The 18,613-nt window shown below is 70.4% G+C and carries 12 protein-coding genes; 3 read left to right on the top strand and 9 right to left on the bottom strand.

The genetic code is table 11. The features are described from left to right. Positions 1-31 precede the first annotated feature (31 nt). The gene (locus ABGB14_RS20835) at positions 32-952 is read left to right on the top strand and encodes an ABC transporter substrate-binding protein (protein WP_347645460.1); all 921 of its coding nucleotides are present in this window, start codon (positions 32-34) and stop codon (positions 950-952) included. A 40-nt stretch (positions 953-992) separates the two neighbouring features. Continuing rightward, complete coding sequence (locus ABGB14_RS20830; RefSeq protein ID WP_347645459.1) at positions 993-1,475, top strand: flavin reductase family protein; 483 nt, start codon at positions 993-995, stop codon at positions 1,473-1,475. A gap of 76 nt (positions 1,476-1,551) precedes the next feature. Here the strand turns inward: ABGB14_RS20830 and sppA are convergent, their stop codons facing one another. Further along, entirely contained in the window at positions 1,552-3,249 is a 1,698-nt protein-coding gene (sppA, locus tag ABGB14_RS20825; RefSeq protein ID WP_347645458.1) for a signal peptide peptidase SppA, read from the bottom strand. A gap of 168 nt (positions 3,250-3,417) precedes the next feature. Here sppA and ABGB14_RS20820 point away from each other — a divergent pair, with 168 nt between their 5' ends. Continuing rightward, positions 3,418-6,180, top strand: coding sequence for a BTAD domain-containing putative transcriptional regulator (locus tag ABGB14_RS20820; protein WP_347645457.1), 2,763 nt, complete (start codon positions 3,418-3,420; stop codon positions 6,178-6,180). A 244-nt stretch (positions 6,181-6,424) separates the two neighbouring features. Here ABGB14_RS20820 and ABGB14_RS20815 read toward each other — a convergent pair whose 3' ends face one another. From ABGB14_RS20815 to treS, 8 genes are all read right to left on the bottom strand, one after another. Continuing rightward, positions 6,425-7,780, bottom strand: coding sequence for a S8 family serine peptidase (locus ABGB14_RS20815; RefSeq protein WP_347645456.1), 1,356 nt, complete (start codon positions 7,778-7,780; stop codon positions 6,425-6,427). A gap of 149 nt (positions 7,781-7,929) precedes the next feature. Continuing rightward, the gene (locus ABGB14_RS20810; RefSeq protein WP_347645455.1) at positions 7,930-9,303 is read right to left on the bottom strand and encodes a S8 family serine peptidase; all 1,374 of its coding nucleotides are present in this window, start codon (positions 9,301-9,303) and stop codon (positions 7,930-7,932) included. A gap of 184 nt (positions 9,304-9,487) precedes the next feature. Further along, on the bottom strand, positions 9,488-11,512 hold the full coding sequence (locus ABGB14_RS20805) for a S8 family serine peptidase (protein ID WP_347645454.1): 2,025 nt from the start codon (positions 11,510-11,512) through the stop codon (positions 9,488-9,490). Positions 11,513-11,664: 152 nt separating this feature from the next. After that, entirely contained in the window at positions 11,665-13,851 is a 2,187-nt protein-coding gene (gene glgB / locus ABGB14_RS20800) for a 1,4-alpha-glucan branching protein GlgB (RefSeq protein WP_347645546.1), read from the bottom strand. A gap of 223 nt (positions 13,852-14,074) precedes the next feature. Then, on the bottom strand, positions 14,075-14,590 hold the full coding sequence (locus tag ABGB14_RS20795; RefSeq protein ID WP_347645453.1) for a pyridoxamine 5'-phosphate oxidase family protein: 516 nt from the start codon (positions 14,588-14,590) through the stop codon (positions 14,075-14,077). Positions 14,591-14,843: 253 nt separating this feature from the next. Then, positions 14,844-15,314, bottom strand: coding sequence for a hypothetical protein (locus ABGB14_RS20790; RefSeq protein WP_347645452.1), 471 nt, complete (start codon positions 15,312-15,314; stop codon positions 14,844-14,846). Between the two features lie 215 nt (positions 15,315-15,529). Then, positions 15,530-16,867, bottom strand: coding sequence for a phosphotransferase (locus tag ABGB14_RS20785; protein WP_347645451.1), 1,338 nt, complete (start codon positions 16,865-16,867; stop codon positions 15,530-15,532). A gap of 3 nt (positions 16,868-16,870) precedes the next feature. Further along, complete coding sequence (gene treS, locus ABGB14_RS20780) at positions 16,871-18,571, bottom strand: maltose alpha-D-glucosyltransferase (RefSeq protein WP_347645450.1); 1,701 nt, start codon at positions 18,569-18,571, stop codon at positions 16,871-16,873. Positions 18,572-18,613: the final 42 nt, after the last annotated feature.

Genomic DNA, 18,613 nt, shown 5'->3' with positions numbered 1-18,613 from the left:
GAATTACCTCCCGCTTGAGAAGGGAAACACCATGAGACGCATGTTCGGCACCGCGGCGGTGCTCGTGTCAGCGGTCCTCACGCTGGCCGCCTGCGGTGGCGGCGGCAGCACGGGCAACCCGCTCGACACCACGAGCGCGGCCCCCAGCGGTTCGGCCTCGGGCGGGGGCAAGGCCGTCATCGGATCGTTCGACTTCGACGAGAGCGTGCTGCTCGCCTCGATCTACGCCCAGGCCCTCGAGGCCAAGGGCGTGCAGGTCGAGGAGAAGCCGCGCATCGGCAGCCGCGAGGCCGTCTACGACCAGGTCAAGAGCGGCGGCCTGACCATCGTGCCGGAATACAACGGCAACCTGCTCGCCTTCATCGACCAGGCGGCCACGGCCGCCACCACCGACGAGGTGAACACCGCGCTGAAGGAGAAGCTGCCCGCCGAGCTGGAGGTGCTCGACTCCTCACCCGCCGAGGACAAGGACACCCTGTCCGTCACCAAGGACACCCAGACCAAGCAGTCGCTCACCACCATGGAAGACCTCGCCAAGGTCTCCAAGAGCATGATCGTCGGTGGCCCGCCCGAGTTCAAGAAGCGGTGGGAAGCACGGTTCAAGGACGTCTACGGGGTCGAGTTCAAGGAGTGGAAGCCCACCGGGCCCACCACGGCCGACGCGCTGAAGGACGGCACGATCCAGGTCGGCAACGTCTTCAGCACCGACCCGAAGATCGCCGCCAACAATTTGGTGCCGCTCCAGGACACCAAGAACATCTTCCCGGCCCAGAACGTGACGCCGCTGCTCCACAAGGCGTCCGCCTCCGACACGATCCGCACGACGCTCAACGGGATCTCCGCCAAGCTGACCACGGAGTCGTTGCTGGAGATGATGCAGAAGATCTCCGTCAACAAGGACGAGCCCGCCGTGGTGGCCGAGGAATGGCTGACCTCCAACGGCCTCGCCTGACGCCCGCCGCGAGGGCCTCACGAAGCCGGAGGCCCTCGCGGTGAGCGAGTTCACGGAGGCGATGGCGCAACTCGCGGCCGGCGTGGCGGTGGTGACCGTACGCGACGGGCGCGACGATCTGGGCGCCACGATCTCGGCGCTGATGTCCGTCTCGATGGAGCCGCCGCTCGTTCTGGTGAGCCTGGGCAGCCGCGGCTACCTGAACGAGGTGCTGCTGCGCCAGGACCGCTGGGTGGCGTCACTGCTGTCGTCGGGTCAGGCGGCCATCGCCAGCCGGTTCGCCACCGCCGGGCGGCCCAGCGCCCGCCTGCTGGTGGCCGGCACACCGCACCACCGGGGGCCGCACACGCAGGCGCTGGTGGTGGAGGGCGGGGTGGCCGCGCTGGAGGCCGAGACCACCAAGGTGGTGCCGGCCGGCGACCACACCCTCTACATCGCCACCGTCCTCGCGATCGACTACGTCGAGCCCGAGCTCCAACCCCTCGTACGACTCCGCGGCCGCTATCGCCCGACAGGCGCGTGACCGCGGGCGTCACGTCACCCGCCGGCTCCGCTGCAGCGCCGCGGGCGCATGACGGCGGGCCGCACGCCGGCCGAGGTCAGCGGATCGTGTACCACGCGGGCAGGATGAGCGGACCCGCGACGGGCAGGCCGAGCTCGGCCGACAGCCGGGCCAGCGGGCCCCAGGCGTCCATGCGGATCCTGGCCAGCGCGGCCGACTTGTCCTCGCTCGAGTCGGGGCCGCGCAGGCGCTCCAGCGGGTTGAGCCGGGGATAGGCGCGCACCGGCGCGTCGTCGGCCAGCCCGGCCCGCCCACGCGCCAGGGCCAGCGCGTCCTCCAGCCCGCCCAGCTCGTCGACCAGCCCGCTCGCCTGCGCGTCGGCGCCGGTCCACACCCGGCCCCTCGCCAGCTCGTGTGCGCGGTCGCGGGTGAGGTCGCGGCTCGCGGCCACCTTGCTCACGAAGTCGTCGTAGATCCGGTCGAGCCAGGCGTTGATCCGCTCCCACTGCTCGGAGGAGAACCCGCGGGACGTGGCGAACATCCCGGCGTTGGCCCCGCTGCCCACGAGCTCGGTGTTCATCCCGATCTTCTCGAACAGCTCGGCGAGGACGGCCTTGCCGCCGTAGACCCCGATCGAGCCCGTCAGCGTGCCCGGCTGCGCCACGATCACGTCGGCGCCCATCGACACGAAGTAGCCGCCGGAGGCGGCCACGTCGCCCATCGACACGATCACCGGTTTGACCTTGCGCGTCAGCGTCACCTCGCGCCACACCGTGTCGCTGGCGACGTAGGAGCCGCCCGGGCTGTCGACCCGGAACACGACGGCCTTGACGTGCTCGTCGCGCCGGGCCGCCCGGAACGCGGCGCTGATCGTGTCGGAGCCCATCGCCCCGCCCCCGCCCACCGGGCTGCGCCCGCTGCGGCCGGACCTGATCATGCCGTGGCCGTGGACGAGCGCGACCGCGTCGGCCATCGGCTGCGGCAGCTTGCGTACGGCCGTGCTCCTGGCGTAGCGGGAGACGTACAGCAGGTGCGCCTCGGCCCCCGCGGAACGCTTGACCTCGTCGTAGACCTCGTCGCGGTAGGCCAGCTCGTCGACCAGCCCCGCCTCCAGCGCCTCGGCGGCGGTGAACGGGCCCCGGTCGATCAGCTCGCGCACCTTGGCGGGGTCGAGCCTGCGCCCCTCGGCGATGCCCGCGACCAGGCCCTCGGTGACCGACTCCACGATGCGGCCGATCGACTCGCGGTGGGCCTCGGTCATGTGGTCCTGGGTGAAGGTGTTGGCGGCGGTTTTGTACTCGTGCCGCTGGCCCACTTCGTAGCCGACGCCCAGCTTGGCCAGCGTCCCCTTGACGAAGCGCTGCTCGACCGCCACGCCGGTCAGCCCGACGTCGCCGCTCGGCTGCAGGTAGACGCGCTCGAAGGCGGTGGCCAGGTAGTAGGGCACGGTGCCGCCGCCGAACTCGCCGAACGTCTCGGCGAACGCGACGGCCGGCTTGCCCGAGGCGCGGAAGTGGGTCACCGCCTGGCGCAACTCCTGCACCATGGCCAGGCCCATCGGGTTGCCCCCGACCTTGACGACCAGCCCTCTGACCCTGGGGTCCTGCCTGGCCCGCCGCAGCCCCGACAGGACGTCGGACAGGCGCGGCTTGCGCATCGACAACACCGCGGCGAGCGGATCCGACGGCGGGCCCTCGGTGAGGCCCTCGGTGAGGTCGAGCTCCAGCACCAGCGGGGCGGTGCGCCGCTGGCGAAGCTTGTCGACGGTTTCGAAGATCGCCTTGCCTGCGTCCATGAAGCCACCCTAAGCGACACGATTCGAAACGCGCTCGGCCGCCGACCGGGACGACGGGCTCGAGCGGCTGTTCGCGCCGGGCGACCCTCGACGATCTGTACGCGTGAGCGCCCGGTTGCAGATAGTTTCGACCTGAACGCATGGCTCAGGGGAAAGGAGCGCGGCGGGGTGCCCGAGGTTTCGATCCGCCTTCTCGGACCGTTCGAGGTGCGGCTGCCGGACCGTACCGTGAGGATCGCCTCGAAACGGCAGCGGGCTCTGCTGGCGAGCCTGGCCGTGCTGCCGGGGCGCGTCGTGCCCGTCGACGTCCTGACCGAGCGCATCTGGGGCGCCGACCTGCCGTCGAGCCCTCGCGAGGCCGTGCAGAACAACGTGCACCGGCTCCGGCGGCTGCTCGGGCCGCAGTTCGGCGGGCTGGTGCGCAACGTCGTCGACGGCTACCTGCTGGACGTCGACCCCGATCAGGTGGACGCGTCGCGCTTCGACCGGCTCGTCCGCGCCGCGGAGCAGGCCACGGACGACGAGCCCGGGCGCGCCCGCGAGCTGCTGCGGGACGCGCTGGAGTTGTGGCGGGGCGAGCCGCTCGGCGACGTCGCGTCCGACTCGCTCGAGCGCGACCACGCGCCCGCGCTGACCGAGCGTTACCTGGCGGCCGTCGAGCGGCGGATCGATCTGGACCTGGCGCTCGGCGACCGCGCGCCGAGCGCGATGATCGCCGAGCTGCGCGTGCTGACCGCGCGCTTCCCCGTACGCGAGTCGCTCTGGGAGCGGCTGCTGACCGTGCTGATCGCGGACCGGCGGCAGGCCGAGGCGCTGGAGGCGTACGAGTCCGTACGGAACACGCTCGTGGACACCCTCGGCGCGGACCCGTCGGCGCGCCTGCAACGCCTGCACCGGCGGTTGCTGGCGGGAAGCCCAGAGCCGGAACGCGTGACGCCGCGGCAGCTGCCCCCGGCGCCGGCGGGCTTCGCCGGTCGGACGGCCGAGCTGGCCGCGCTCGACGAGCACCTCGACCGCTGGTCCGGCAGCGGGCTCGCCCTGGTGGCGGTTCACGGCGTCGGCGGCGCGGGCAAGACCGCGCTCGCGGTGCACTGGGCCAGGCTGAGGCAGGATCGTTTCTCCGACGGGCAGCTCTACCTCGACCTGCACGGCTACGGCCCTGGCCGGCCGGTCACGGCGGAGGCGGCGCTCGGCCGGCTGCTGCGCGCGATCGGCACGCCGGCGGACCGGGTTCCGAACGACGCGGGGGAGGCCGCGGCGCTGCTGCGCACCCTGCTCGCCGGCCGCCGGATGTTGCTGCTCCTCGACAACGCCCACGACGCCGAGCACGTCCGGCCGCTCCTGCCGGGCTCCCACTGCTTCGTGATCGTGACCAGCCGGAGCGACCTGCGCGGCCTGGCCGCGCGCGATGGGGCGCACCGGGTGGCGCTGCGCGAGCTGCCCGACGCCGACGCCATGGCGTTGCTGACGGCGGCGATCCCGCGGCACAGGGCGGAGGCGGAACCCGACGCGCTGGCCGAGCTGGCCCTGCTGTGCGGACGGTTGCCGCTGGCCCTGCGCATCGCCGCCGAGCTGGGATCCCAGCACCCCGACCGTTCCCTCGCCGAGCTGGTCGACGATCTGCGGCAGCGCCGGAGCCCGCTGGACGCCCTGGCCGACAGCGATCCGGGAGCCGACCTGCGTACGGTGTTCTCGTGGTCGTACGACCTGCTTCCGCCGGACCTGGCGCGCGCGTTCACCCACCTCGGCTGCTACCCGGGCAGCGACATCGGGTTGCCGGGCGCGGCGGCGCTGCTGGACGTCGTGCCGGCCGCGGCGCGCGCCCTGCTCGACCGGCTGGCCGCCGTGCACCTGCTGGAAGCGCGCCGGCCGGGGCGCTACCGGCTGCACGACCTGCTCAGGGAGTACGCCGCCGAGCGGCTGGCCGCCGACAGGTCCGAGGCGGGCGCGGCGGCGTTGCGCCGGGTGCTCGACTGGTATGTCCGGGCGGCGAACGAGGCGCGGATCGCGCTCGGCTTCTCACGCCCGATCCCGCTCTCGCGCGGCATCGGCGAGAGCGCGGTTCCGCTGCCCGCCCTTCCCAGCAGCGGTGCGGCAACCGAATGGTTCGAGACTGAACGGAGCACGCTGGTCGCCGCCGTCGGCGCCGCTGCCGATCACGGCCTGCCGGACCACGGCTGGCAGCTGGCTGTCGACATACGCGACTTCCTCGACCGGTCACGCTATTTCGCGGACTGGCTGGCGGCGGGCCGGTCCGGCCTGGAGTGCGCGGAGGAGCTCGGCGATCCGCTGGCCGGATACCAGGCCGCGTTCGTGCTCGGCGGCGCCTACTCCGTCACCGGCGCGTACGACGAAGCCGACGCGACGCTGCGCGAAGCCCTGCGGCACGCCGAGCGGCTCGGCGACCCCGCGAAGACGTCACGGGCGTTGAGCGTGCTCGGGCTGGTCTGGCAGCGGGCTGAGGACTTCGACCGCGCGCTCGCCTGCCACCGGGAGGCGGAGATCGCCGCCCGGCCGGCGGCCTCCGCGGTGGTCCGGGCGCACGCGCTGCTCAACTACGGCGCCACCGAGATCCTGGCCGGGCGCTGCGCCGACGCCCTGGGGCACACCCGCGAGGCGCTGGAGATCTACCAGGAGCACGGCCTGGAGCTGCAGGAGGCGTGCGCGTTGACCAACCTCGCCGCGGCGTGCGAGGGGACCGCCGAATACCCGACGGCCCTGGAACACTGCCGGCAGGCGCTGGTGATCTCCCTGCGGCTGGCCGACGTGAGCGGCCAGGTCGAGGCGCTGACGACCCGGGGCGAGATCCAGCTCGCGATGGGCCGCCCGGATGACGCGCGCGCCTCCTGGGAGGAGGCGCGCGCACTGCTCAGGCCTGCTGATCCCAACTACGCCAGGCTCGATCAGCTGCTCAGGGGCCTGGGCTGCTGATCACGCAGCGTGCGCGGCCTCGGGCGGAACGAGTTCCGCGACGTGCGGGTCACGAGCTTTTCCTCCTGTATGTGCGGACACGTCGGTTGACGTGGGACCAGCACATCAGGGCTCGCTATCAGATCGCTCTCACTTTCTGACCGCCACGGAGAGCGGGGCGGAGCGGGCCGCGAATCGGGCGGGTTTCGCGCACCCGACCGGGTGGGTGGCGGTAGGTGCCGCACCCACCCGGGGTGTTCGATGGTTACCTGGCGCTCAGCGCGGCCCACACGTCGATGCGGGGAGTGGTGACCTCCGTGTTCCCGCTCTTGTACGTGATCGGCTTGCCGGTGCTCTTCAACGTCTCCAGCAGCGTGTCCACCGAGGCGTTGGGGCGCTTCTGGTGCAGCAGCGCGAAGGCGCCCGCCACGTGCGGGGCGGCCATCGAGGTGCCGCTGAGCGTCGCGTACGTGTTGCTGGCGATCGCCCCCGTGATGGACACGCCCGGCGCGTAGACGTCGATCAGCGTGCCGCGGTTGGAGAAGGTGGCCACGGCGTCCTTCTTGTCCGTGGCGCCCACGGCGACGGTGTTCGAGACGCACGCCGGCCACGACACCGACGCGTCGAAGCCCTCGTTGCCCGAGGCGACCACCGTGGCGACGCCCTTGGCCTGCAGCTTGTCGACCTCGGCCTTGAAGTCGGCCCCGTCGCCCGTGTCGCAGGCGGCGGTGTAGGCGCCGCCGCCCAGGCTGAGGTTGACAGAAGCGATCTTGTACTGGGACGTCATCAGGTCGGCGTACGCCATGCCGGTCAGGATCGACGAGTCGTAGGCCAGGATGCAGACGGGCCGGCCGGAGCAGTACGGCGAGTCGTCGAACCGGCTGAACACCTGCACCGGCACGATGAGCGCCTTGGGGGCGACGCCGTCGGCGGCGAAGTCGGCGGTCCGCTGGCCGGCGGTGATGCCGGCGACGTGGGTGCCGTGGTAGCAGAGGCCGTACTGCGGCTGGGGGGCGTCCTTCAGGCAGGCGGCGCTCTCGGCGCTTGCGGCGCCCGCGCCGACCTGGGACTCGGCGCCGTTGGGGCACAGCGGCGTGGAGCCGTCGGCGGGGTCTTCGGCGGAGAAGCACGCCTCGGACACGATGCGGTCGCCGAAGGCGGGGTGGTCGGTGTCGATCCCGGTGTCCAGGATCGCGACGGCCGTGCCCTTGCCAGTGGTGCCGCCGGCGTGCGCCTGGTCGGCGCCGATCAGGGGGATGCTCTCCACCAGCGAGGGTTTGTTGAGCTTGTCCTTGCGGATCGAGACGACCGCGGTCTGCTCGGCGAGCTTCTCGAGTTCGGCGCGGGTCCCGCGGTAGACGAAGAAGTCCAGCGCGCCGGCCACTGCGGCGGGCGGTTCCGCGATGAGGTTCTTCTTGCCCCGCTTGATCTTCTCAGCGCTGGACAGCAGGGACTTCACCTGGTCGGGCTGTTGCACGCGGACGATGGCGCGGTGCTCGCCGCTCGCCGTGATCGCAGGGTCGATCTTCGTTTTGGGGTCGGCGAGGGCGGGTGTGGCGACGAGCGCGGCCGCGGAGGCGGCCAAGGCGATCGCGCCTGCCAGCAGAGACGACAGTCTCAACTGATCCTCCGGTGGTTCGGGGGGCATTTCTCACCGAAAGTGTAGTAATCGGACAACTGTTGTCAGAGGGGTGGATGCGTTCTGTTACCTGTTCTTGTTCTGGTCAGGGAGGTGACCGGAGTCTCCGGGGCTCCGGCCGTGACGCCCGTTCAGACGCGTGCGGCAGGGGTGGCCCGCTCGGCGTCGATCCTGGCGGTGACCGTCGACGTGCCACCGGCGCCGTACCGGATGGGCGTGCCCGTGCTCTTCAACCGCTGCAGGCTCTGCGCGACGGTGTTGTTCGCGTACGCCTGCTTCATCAGCGCGAACATCCCGGCCACGTGGGGCGCGGCCATCGAGGTGCCGCTCAGCTCGCGGTACGCGTCGTCGGGAACCGAGGAGTTGATGTCCACCCCGGGCGCGAACAGGTCCAGCATGGCCCCCCGGTTGCTGAACGAGGCGGGGGTGTCGTCGTCGCCGGTCGCGCCCACCGTCACGGCGGTGGAGATGCAGGCAGGGGAGGAGACGCCGTTCGGGGATCCGCTGTTGCCGGCCGCCACGACCGGCGCCACGCCCAGCGCCACGAGCGCGTCGAACTCCGGCTTGACCCCCGCGGCGGCGGGGTCGGCGTCGCACGCCTCGGTGAACAGGCTCCCGCCGGACATGCTCAGGTTCACCGCCGCGACGTTGCTGGCCCTGGCGACCCGGGCCACGTACTCCAGCGCCAGCTTCTGGTCCGAGGTGTAGCTGAGGAAGCAGGGGGCGCTGCCGCCGCCCGACCCGCAGGTCAGCGGGTTGTCCACGCGGCTGAAGACCTGGATCGCCAGGATGCGCGCCGCGGGGGCGACGCCGTTGGACGGCGCCCCCGCGGTCACGGCGCCCGCCGCGATGCCGGCCACGTGCGTGCCGTGCGAGCAGGCGTTCGACCCGTTGACCTGGCACTGGGCGGTCTCGGCGTCCGCCGAGCCCGGCCCGGTCTGGCTCGGCTGGCTGTTCGGGCAGAGCGAGACGGTGCCGTCGCTGGCGTCGGAGGAGGAGAAACACGCCTCGTCCACCAGCCGGCCGCGGAAGAACGGGTGGTCGCGGTCGATCCCCGTGTCGAGCACGGCGACCGTCGTGCCCCTGCCGGTCCAGCCGGCGGTGTTCGCCCGGTCCGAGCGGATCAAGGCGGTGCTGGAGTCCAGCGTCGGGTGGCGCAGCTCGTCCTTGTAGACGGACTGGACCCTCGCGTCCTTCCTGAGCTTGGCCAGCGTGCGCCGGTCCACCTCGGCGACGAAGAAGTGCGGCGATGACGCCGCCTCCAGGACCCGGCTCCCCTCCGAGGCCTGTTCCAGGTCCTGGGCCACGGCCTCGGCGTTCTGGCCCGGCTTGACCTGGATGATGGATCGGACCCGGGTCTTCGCCTTGATCTCCGCGACGAGCGCGGGGCTGATGACGGGGTCGTTGGTGTTTTTCGTGTCGGCTTGCAGCGGCGGGGCCGCGCACAGCACGGCGCACAGGACGGCCAGCGCGCTCGCGCGGGCCGGCAGAGACCGTAGCCTCACATGTTCCTCCGAAGGTCGGTTCGTCCTCGAGGCGGGAGCGTTCGCCCGCGTACAGCCGCATACATCCCCCTTGCCACAAGGGTGATGTGGGGGATGAAAGCGAGCAGCGCGACCTTGGAGACGTTTTTGCCTCAGGCGACCCATGGGAAAGGCCGGTCGAAAGAGACCGGCCCTTTCCCATGGATCACTTGGTGGACTTGATGACCTTGTCGGCCGCCTTCTTCAGCGCCGCCGCGGACGGCTTCTTGCCGAGCCGCACCTTCTCGGCGGCGGCCAGCGTCGTGGTGCCGTTCGTGCCGTGCGCCCAGTTCAGCCAGGCCGTCAGCAGCGCGCGGTCCAGCTTGGCCTTGCCGGTGCGGGTGTTCTTCAGCACCCGGTACGCCTTGCCGAGCGAGGACGCCTTCGTCAGCTCGGGGAACACCTTGCTCGACTTGCTGATCAGCTTCAGGTAGCAGGTGAGTGTGTCGTCGGGGATCGTCCCGCTGCTGCGGTGGATCTCCACGGCCCACTTCTTGACCGTCAGCTTCCTGGCCGCCTTGCCCCGCGTGCAGACGGTGGCCGCCGGTTTCGCGACCGGGCTCGCGGTGACCGTCACCGTGACCGTCACGGTGGGCAGCGGCACCGGCTCGGGGTCGGGGTCGGGGTCGGGGGCGGGGTCCGGGCCCGGATCCGCCGGGTCGTCGGGCTCGGGGGAGGGCCCGCTGCTGCCGCCAGGGTCGGGCTCGGGGTCCTGGTCGGGCGGGGGCGCCGGGCTCTGCGAGATCGGCGGCTGCGGGGCCGTCCCGGCCAGTGCCGCCGCCAGGTCGAGGCGCGGCGTGGTGACCTGGGCGCCGTTGGCCTCGTACACGTACGGCCTACCGGTCGTCTTAAGCTTGTCGATCAGGTCGGCCATCGGGGTGTCCGGGGAGGCCGCCTTCATCAGTGCCAGCGCGCCGGCCACGTGCGGTGTCGCCATGGAGGTGCCGCTGTAGACGGTGGTCGCGTTGTCCGGCACCGACGACTCGATGTCCACGCCGGGCGCGAACAGGTCAAGCAGGGCGCCGCGGTTGGAGAAGTCCGCGATGGCGTCGCCTCCGTCGTTCGCGCCCACGGCCACGGCGCTGGAGATGCAGGCCGGGTACGAAGCCCCTTCGAAGTACTCGTTGCCCGCGGCCACCACGGTGGCGATGCCCCTGGCCAGCAGCGCGTCGATCTTCGGCTTGAAGACCGAGCCTTCCTCGGAGGTGTCGCACGCGCCTTCGTACAACATCCCGCCCAGGCTCAGGTTGACCGCGGCGATCGGCTGGCTCAGCCCGGCGACGTAGTCCATGGCCTGCAGCAACGACGACTCGTAGGCCAGCAGGCACGACGGCTCGCCGCAGAGGTTCTCGTCGTTGACCCGGCTGAACACCTGCACCGCCACGATGCTCGCCCCCGGCGCCACGCCGCTGCTGCCGGCCGCGATGCCGGCCACGTGGGAGCCGTGGTCGCACAGGTTCACGCCGCCGGACAGGCACTTCTCGGTGGTCGCGTCCGCCGCGCCGGGCCCGGTCTGCTGCGTCTGCTGGTTCGGGCAGAGCGTCTCGACGCCGGGCTCCACCGCGGAGAAGCAGGCCTCGGCCACGACCCTGCCGTTGTACCACGGGTGGTCGGGGTCGATGCCGGTGTCGAGCACCGCCACCGCCTGACCGGCGCCGGTGTGGCCCTTCGCGTGCGCCTGGTCGGCGCCGATCAGCGTGAGGTTGGAGCCGACCTGGGTGGGCGTGTACGTCCTGTCACGGCGGATGGAGGCGACCCGCGGGTCCTCGGCCAGCTTGGCCAGCTCCTCCGCGGTGCCGTTCACGACCATGAACGTCTGGTTCTGCGGCTGCAGCACCACGTCCACGCTCTCGGCGGCGGCCTGGGCCGCCACGGGCGCGTTCTCCGTGGGGCCGGTCAGCTCGACGATGGCCCGCGCCGTGCCGCCGTCGACCCCTAAGCCCTCCTCGACCTTGTCCTCGGGCGAGGAGGGGGTGGGGGCAGGGGACTCAGCCGGTGTGTCCGCCGGTGTCCCGAGGGGTGCGTCCGGAGTGGCCTCGGACCCGGCCGGGGACGGGGACTCGGCCGGGGGCGCCTGCGACTCCGTCACGGTGGGCGACGGGGTGGTCGTCGGATCGTCGGCATGGGCCGGGCCGGACAGCGGCAGCAGGGCCAGGGCGATCGAGCATACGATCAGGGGGCGAAGTCGCACGCGTCCTCCGAGAAGGGATGATCTCGGAGTTTATGGCGATTTGCCCGACAGGCACAGGGCTCCCGCCGCTTTCTCACCGAACTTTCAGTGACCGCCGGTCAACCACCGTGCACCGCCGATCAGCGGTCGATCGACCGCCGATCAGCCGCCGATCAGCCCTCGTCCGGCACCGATCGGCCGCCGTCCGCCGCCGGCGCCTCGTGCGTGAGCCAGACCGCGCCGAGCGGCGGCACCCGCAGCGTCGTCGAGTAGGGCAACCCGTGCCACGGCTCGTCACCCGCCTCCACCATGCCCATGTTCCCCACGCCGCTGCCCCAGTAGTCGTAGGCGTCGGTGTTGACGATCTCCGTCCACTGGCCGCCGTACGGAAGCCCGAGCCGGTAGCTCTCGTGCGGCCCGCCGCTGAAGTTGACCACGCACGCCACCGCGGACCCGTCGGTCCCGTAACGGACGAACGAGAACGTGTTGCCCGAGGCGTCGTCGGCGTCGATCCAGCGGAACCCCTCGGGCGCGTGGTCCTGCTGCCACAGCGCGGGGGTCTCCTTGTAGACGCGGTTGAGGTCGCGTACGAGCCGCTGCACGCCCTGGTGGCCGTCGAACTCCAGCACCCACCAGTCGAGCCCGCGCTCCTCCGACCACTCCGAGCCCTGGCCGAACTCGCTGCCCATGAACAGCAGCTGCTTGCCCGGATGGGCCCACATGAACGCCAGCAGCGCCCGCACCTGCGCGAAGCGCTGCCACTCGTCGCCGGGCATCTTGCCCAGCAGCGAACCCTTGCCGTGCACGACCTCGTCGTGCGACAGCGGCAGCACGTAGTTCTCCGAGTACGCGTACAGCAGCGAGAACGTCATCTGATGGTGGTGGTACTGGCGGAAGACCGGCTCGTGGCGCAGGTATTCGAGCGTGTCGTGCATCCAGCCCATGTTCCACTTGAACCCGAAGCCGAGACCGCCAAGATGCACCGGGCGCGACACCCCCGGCCAGGCCGTCGACTCCTCGGCCACGGTAGAGATGCCGGGCGCCTCGCGGTAGCACACGGAGTTCATCTCCTTGAGGAAGTCCACCGCGTCGAGGTTCTCCCTGCCGCCGTAGACGTTCGGCGTCCACTCGCCCTCGCGGCGCGAGTAGTCGAGGTAGAGCATCGACGCCACCGCGTCCACCCGCAGCCCGTCGACGTGGAACTCCTTCAGCCAGTAGAGGGCGTTCGCCACCAGGAAGTTCCTGACCTCCCTGCGACCGAAGTCGAACACGTACGTGCCCCAGTCGGGGTGCTCGCCCCTGGCCGGGTCGGCGTGCTCGTACAGCGGCGTGCCGTCGAAGCGTGCGAGCGCCCAGTCGTCCATGGGGAAGTGGGCCGGCACCCAGTCGAGCAGCACCCCGACGCCGCGCTGGTGCAGCAGGTCCACGAACGTGCGGAAGTCGTCAGGCGTGCCGAACCTGGCCGTCGGCGCGTAGTAGGACGTCACCTGGTAGCCCCACGAACCCCCGAACGGGTGCTCGGCCACCGGCAGCAGCTCCACGTGGGTGAATCCCAGGTCGGACACGTACGCGGAGAGCTGCTCGGCCAGCTCGACGTACGACAGCCCCGGCCGCCACGAACCCAGGTGCACCTCGTAGATGCTCATGGGGCCGTGCTGCGGCTGCCTCTCCCGCCGCTCGGCCATCCACGTGCCGTCCTCCCAGACGTGCTCGGACCTGTCCACCACGGACGCCGTCATCGGCGGCACCTCGGTCCGCCTGGCCATCGGGTCGGCCTTGTCGCGCCACATCCCGTCGGCGCCGAGAATCTGGTACTTGTACCGCTCGCCCACCCCGAGCCCCGGAATGAACAACTCCCACACCCCCGAACGCCCCAGCGAGCGCATCGGGTAGCCGGTGCCGTCCCAGTGGTTGAAGTCGCCGACGACCCTGATGCCGCGCGCGTTGGGCGCCCACACCGCGAACGCCGTGCCGTCGATGTCCTCGTGCTCCATCACGCGGGCGCCGAGCACCTCCCAGAGCCGCTCGTGCCGCCCTTCGCCGATGAGGTGCAGGTCCACCTCGCCGAGCGTGGGCCAGTGCCGGTAGGGGTCGCGCATCATGTACGGTTCCGCGCCGGCGTACCTGATCCTCAACGCGTAGCCGGGGACCTTGTCGAGCCCGGGGACGGTGACCTCGAACACGCCGTGGGCCTGGTGTTTCATGGTGTGGGCCGTACCGTCGTCGAACACCACCTCGACCCGCTCGGCCAGCGGTCGCAGGGCGCGGAAGACCATCCCGCCCGCCACGGGATGCGCGCCCAGCACGGAGTGCGGATCGTGATGCGCCCCGCCCGCCAGGCGGTCGAGCTCTGTCCTCATCGGCATACTCCCCACCTTGCCCCATGATGACCGTCCATCCCAGGCACTGCCCGCTATCACCGAGACAATCACCGAAAGTGCAAAATCCGGGTTCATCCACAAGGCGGAGCTCAGAGTCTTTTCCCGTTCTTAACCCGGCATACCGTCCCCCCGCCGCCGCGCCACCAGCGCCAGACCATTTCCCGGCGGGCCGGTCCTGCCGCGCCGCGTCAGGCCAGGCGGGCTAGGCGGTGAAGTCCCACCGGGTGTGGCTGAACCCGTCCGTCTTGCCGAACCCCAGGGCCTGGGCCGGGCGCACCTGGTACACCACGGGTTCGTGCCCGTGCATGCGGAAGACGCCGTCGTCGTCGACCTCGGCGGCCCAGGCGCTGCCGTATTTGGCGGTGTGGGCATCGGCCACCCGGCGCAGTAGCCGCCGGTCCCGCACCGCGACGGCGTCGCCGTGCAGGACGAGGTCCAGGCCGTCGTTCCACCGGTTGCACCCGGTGGTCACCGCGCAATGCGCGCTGGCCGCGAGGTTCTTCGACTTCTGCTCCTCCGGTCCGCTGGAGAAGTAGAAGGCGTCGTCCAGCCAGACCCCGACGACCGGAGTGACGTGGGGCCGCCCGTCGGGCCGGACGGTGGACACCCAGAACAGCTCCGCGTCCCGGAGGTGGGCGACGGCGTCCGGCCACGGGGTGGGCCGGGCGTCGTCGCTGCTGTACCGCGGATCGATGGTGGTTTCCGGCGTACGAACCATGGTTCCCCCTCAACGGCGGTCGGCGAACCGTCTGGTTGCCCCGGCTCGCCCTCCAAGTTCAGCACTACCCAGTCCGTCTGGTCGGTCCCGAAGAACGCGGCCGACAACGGCGCCGTCTTCTTCGGGTTGAACGCGGGTCCTTCAGAACGAACAGGATGAACGCCGACCGGCACCTGTCCTTCGATGTCACCGCATCACTGCCTCGGCGCCGCCCATGGCCGGAATGGAGAGGGTCATCGCCTTCGCTGGACGGTCACAGGTTGCAGGTCTTGGAACACCGCGGGTCGCTGCCGGGGAAGTCGAAGTCAAACTGGATCTTCACCTTCCCGCCAGTCCTCCGGTAGTCGCTTATGGTCAAATTCTGCCACTTGTCATTTCCCCGGCCGTTGTCGGCGTTCTTGAACGTCTTCTTCCCGCCCTTCGCGCCATGGTCCTCGACCTTGACGTTGTTCTTGGACCGCTGGGGCCACTTGCCGTTCCAGACGCTGTAGCGGATACGCGTCACGAGGCCGGAGCGAAGGCTGCGCCCGGTGTAGTAGATGCGGACGATGCCCGAGAGAGAGCCGGCGTAGATGCGGCCATCCCACATTTGCAGGTAACACTCAAGATCTGCGCTGGACTCTTTGGAGGAGGAGGAGGAGGCGGCAGCGGCGGGCTGGGCCGTACCGAGCATGGAGACCGCCAGGCCCAGGCTCAATGCAGCGGTGAGATGTCTGCTACGCACGTGTTTCCCTTCTTTCGGGGGGAAGTATCGTGCAGCGCTGCCCGCGAGTCGTTGGCAGTGGATTCACACCTTCTTGTCGATCTCTTCAGCGCGGACGGACGCGCCGCCGCAGGGTGACATCGGGATCCGGTACATCGATGGCGGTCGGGTGAGCGTGGCCGAGCCGCTGGCGGCGCGCGTTCCTGGTGGTGCTGCTGGTCGCCGACCATCCTCTTTCAGCGGCGAGTAGCCGGCGGGCGGAAGGCGGCCAGGGGGATCGGCAGCCACGAGGGCCGGTTGCGGGCCTCGTAGACGACCTCGTACACGGCCTTCGACAGCTCGAACGCCCTCAGCAGCACCGCGTCGCCGCGTGTGATCACGCCGCCGCCCTTGGTGTACCCGTCGAGGAACGCGGCCCTGTTGCGGTCGGCCCACTCCTGGGCCCGCGGCTCCAGCGCCTCGGCCTCGGAGTGGCCGGCCAGCAGGTGCCTGGCCGCATAGTCGAACGAGCGCAACATCCCTGCCACGTCGCGCAGCGGCGACGACAGCGCCCTGCGCTCGGCCAGCGGCTGCCCCGGCTCGCCCTCGAAGTCCAGCACCACCCAGTCCGTCGTGGTGCGCATCACCTGGCCGAGGTGGTAGTCGCCGTGAACACGCTGCACGGGCACCTCGTTGGTGAGCAGTTCCACCTGGTGGTAGGCGTGCTCAATGACGGTCACATGCTGGCGCAACGCGGGCACCTCGGACACGGCGCGGCCGAGCCGGCGTCGGAAGCCCTCGGCCATGCGCTTGACCTCGTGGGTCTCGATGACGTCCGTGGGGAAGGCGGCGGCCAGCTCGCGGTGCACGCGGGCGGTGGCCGTGCCCAGCCGCAGCGACTCGGCCGCGAAGTCCCCTCCGGCCTCGGACGCCGGGACCTCGGGCAGCGAGGCGTAGAGGTCGCGCACGCTGGCCAGGGCGAGGTCCCAGCCGTCGTTCGCGGTGGACAGGAACTCCTGCATGAACGCGAGCGTGGTGCCGGTGCCGTCGAGGTCGGTCTCGATCCACCCGTACGGCTGCGCGATGTGCGGCGCGTCCCTGGCGGCGAGCGCGGTGACGATCTCCAGTTCGGGGTTGACGCCGGGGATGAGCCGGCGGAACAACTTGCAGATGTAGGCGTCGCCGTACACCAGTGAGGTGTTGGACTGCTCGGCGCTCAGGACCACGCTGCGCGGCTCGGTGTCGATGGCGGCGCCGGGGACGTGGCGCATGCGCAGGCCGCTGCGGTCCTCGCCGCGGGCCATCCCGTCGAGCAGCCAGCCGGTGCGCTCGGAGTCGTGTAGGGCGTCGTAGAGGTCGACGTCGCCGGCCGTGCCGATCAGCGCGTGGGCGAGCCGGTCGGGAAGCGAGGGCCGCTCCCCGAGCAGCACCTGGTAGCGCTCGCGCGAGCCCTCCTGCCAGACGGCGACGATCAGATGCCGGAGCCCGGGGGTCAGCTCGACGTCCGAGTCGATCGACAGAGCGTCGATCGGGCGCCCCTTGCCACCGAACCAACGCTGGCGGCCGATCCATGTGGCAAGGAGCTCGTCAAGCACGTCCTACTCCTCCTGGATGACGGCCGGCGGGAGCGTGAACCAGTAGAACCCATGCCCGGGAAGCGTCAAAAGATACGGAAGTTCGCCAATTGCCGGGAATGGGACCCCGCCCATCGTCTCCACGGGAGCGACGCCGACGAACCTGCGCAGGTCGAGCTCGACCGGCTGCGGGAAGCGCGACAGGTTGTTCACGCACAACATGCGGTCGTCGCCCAGCTCGCGCACGAACGCCAGCACGCTGGGGTTGGAGGAGTTGAGCTCGGCGTAGCCGCCCAGGCCGAAGACCGGGTGCCGCTTGCGGATCTCGATCATGCGCTTGGTCCAGTGCAGCAGCGAGCCGGCGTTCTTCTGCTGGGCCTCGACGTTGATGGCCTGGTAGCCGTAGATCGGGTCCATGATGACCGGCAGGTAGAGCCGCCCGGGGTCGCAGTCGGAGAAGCCGGCGTTGCGGTCGGGGTCCCACTGCATGGGGGTGCGCACGCCGTCGCGGTCGCCGAGCCAGATGTTGTCGCCCATGCCGATCTCGTCGCCGTAGTAGAGCACCGGGGAGCCCGGCAACGACAGGAGCAGCGCGGTGAACAGCTCGATCTGGTTGCGGTCGTTCTCCAGGAGGGGGGCCAGACGGCGACGAATGCCGACATTTGCCCGCATGCGAGGGTCTTTGGCGTATTCGGTGTACATGTAGTCGCGTTCCTCGTCCGTGACCATTTCGAGCGTGAGCTCGTCATGGTTGCGGAGGAAGATGCCCCATTGGCAATTCTCCGGAATTTTCGGTGTTTGGGCCAAAATTTCGGAGATCGGGTAGCGCGATTCCCTGCGTACGGCCATGAAGATCCGCGGCATCAACGGGAAGTGGAAGGCCATGTGGCATTCGTCCCCACCGCCCACTGAGTCGCCGAAATACTCCACGACGTCCGACGGCCACTGGTTGGCCTCGGCGAGCAGCACCCGGTCGGGGAAGAGGCGGTCGACCTCCGACCTGATCCGCTTGAGGTACTGGTGGGTCCTCGGCAGGTTCTCGCAGTTGGTGTTCTCCTCCTCGAAGAGGTACGGAACCGCGTCCAGCCGGAACCCGTCGATGCCCAGGTCCAGCCAGAACCGCAGCACCTCCAGCATCGCGTCCTGCACGGCCGGGTTCTCGTAGTTGAGGTCGGGCTGGTGGTGGAAGAACCGGTGCCAGTAGTACTGGCCGCGCACAGGGTCGTAGGTCCAGTTGGACGTCTCGGTGTCGATGAAGATGATCCGGGCGTCCTGGTACTTCTCGTCGGTGTCGGACCACACGTAGAAGTCGCCGAACGGGCCCTCGGGGTCGTGTCGCGACGCCTGGAACCAGGGGTGGGCGTCGCTGGTGTGGTTCATGACGAGGTCGGCGATGACGCGCATGCCGCGCTTGTGTGCCTCGTCCACGAGTTTCACGAAGTCTCCCAGATCCCCGAACTCGGGCAGGATCTTCATGAAGTCGGCGATGTCGTAGCCGCCGTCGCGCAGCGGCGACTCGTACAGCGGCAGCAGCCACAGGCAGTCGACGCCGAGCCACTGCAGATAGTCGAGCCGGCTGATGAGCCCGCGCATGTCGCCGGTCCCGTCGCCGTTGGAGTCGGCGAAACCCCTGATCAGGACCTCGTAGAAGACCGCTCGTTTGTACCAGTAGGGGTCGCGCGGCTTCTCTTCGTCAAAAGTGTTGGGAATGGGTGTGATGCTCATGAGCGGCCTCGCAGGGTGCTCATGAGGGAGGCGCTGTCACAC

The organism is Nonomuraea sp. B10E15, from assembly GCF_039871615.1.
Taxonomy (GTDB): domain Bacteria; phylum Actinomycetota; class Actinomycetes; order Streptosporangiales; family Streptosporangiaceae; genus Nonomuraea.
This window is presented reverse-complemented; position numbering and strand designations above follow the sequence as displayed.

Excerpts from the sequence above, each read along its gene's own strand:
- ABGB14_RS20835 (WP_347645460.1), top strand. The coding sequence starts at position 32 with ATGAGACGCATGTTCGGCACCGCGGCGGTGCTCGTGTCAGCGGTCCTC.
- sppA (WP_347645458.1), bottom strand. The coding sequence starts at position 3,249 with ATGGACGCAGGCAAGGCGATCTTCGAAACCGTCGACAAGCTTCGCCAG.
- glgB (WP_347645546.1), bottom strand. The coding sequence starts at position 13,851 with ATGAGGACAGAGCTCGACCGCCTGGCGGGCGGGGCGCATCACGATCCG.
- ABGB14_RS20795 (WP_347645453.1), bottom strand. The coding sequence starts at position 14,590 with ATGGTTCGTACGCCGGAAACCACCATCGATCCGCGGTACAGCAGCGAC.
- treS (WP_347645450.1), bottom strand. The coding sequence starts at position 18,571 with ATGAGCATCACACCCATTCCCAACACTTTTGACGAAGAGAAGCCGCGC.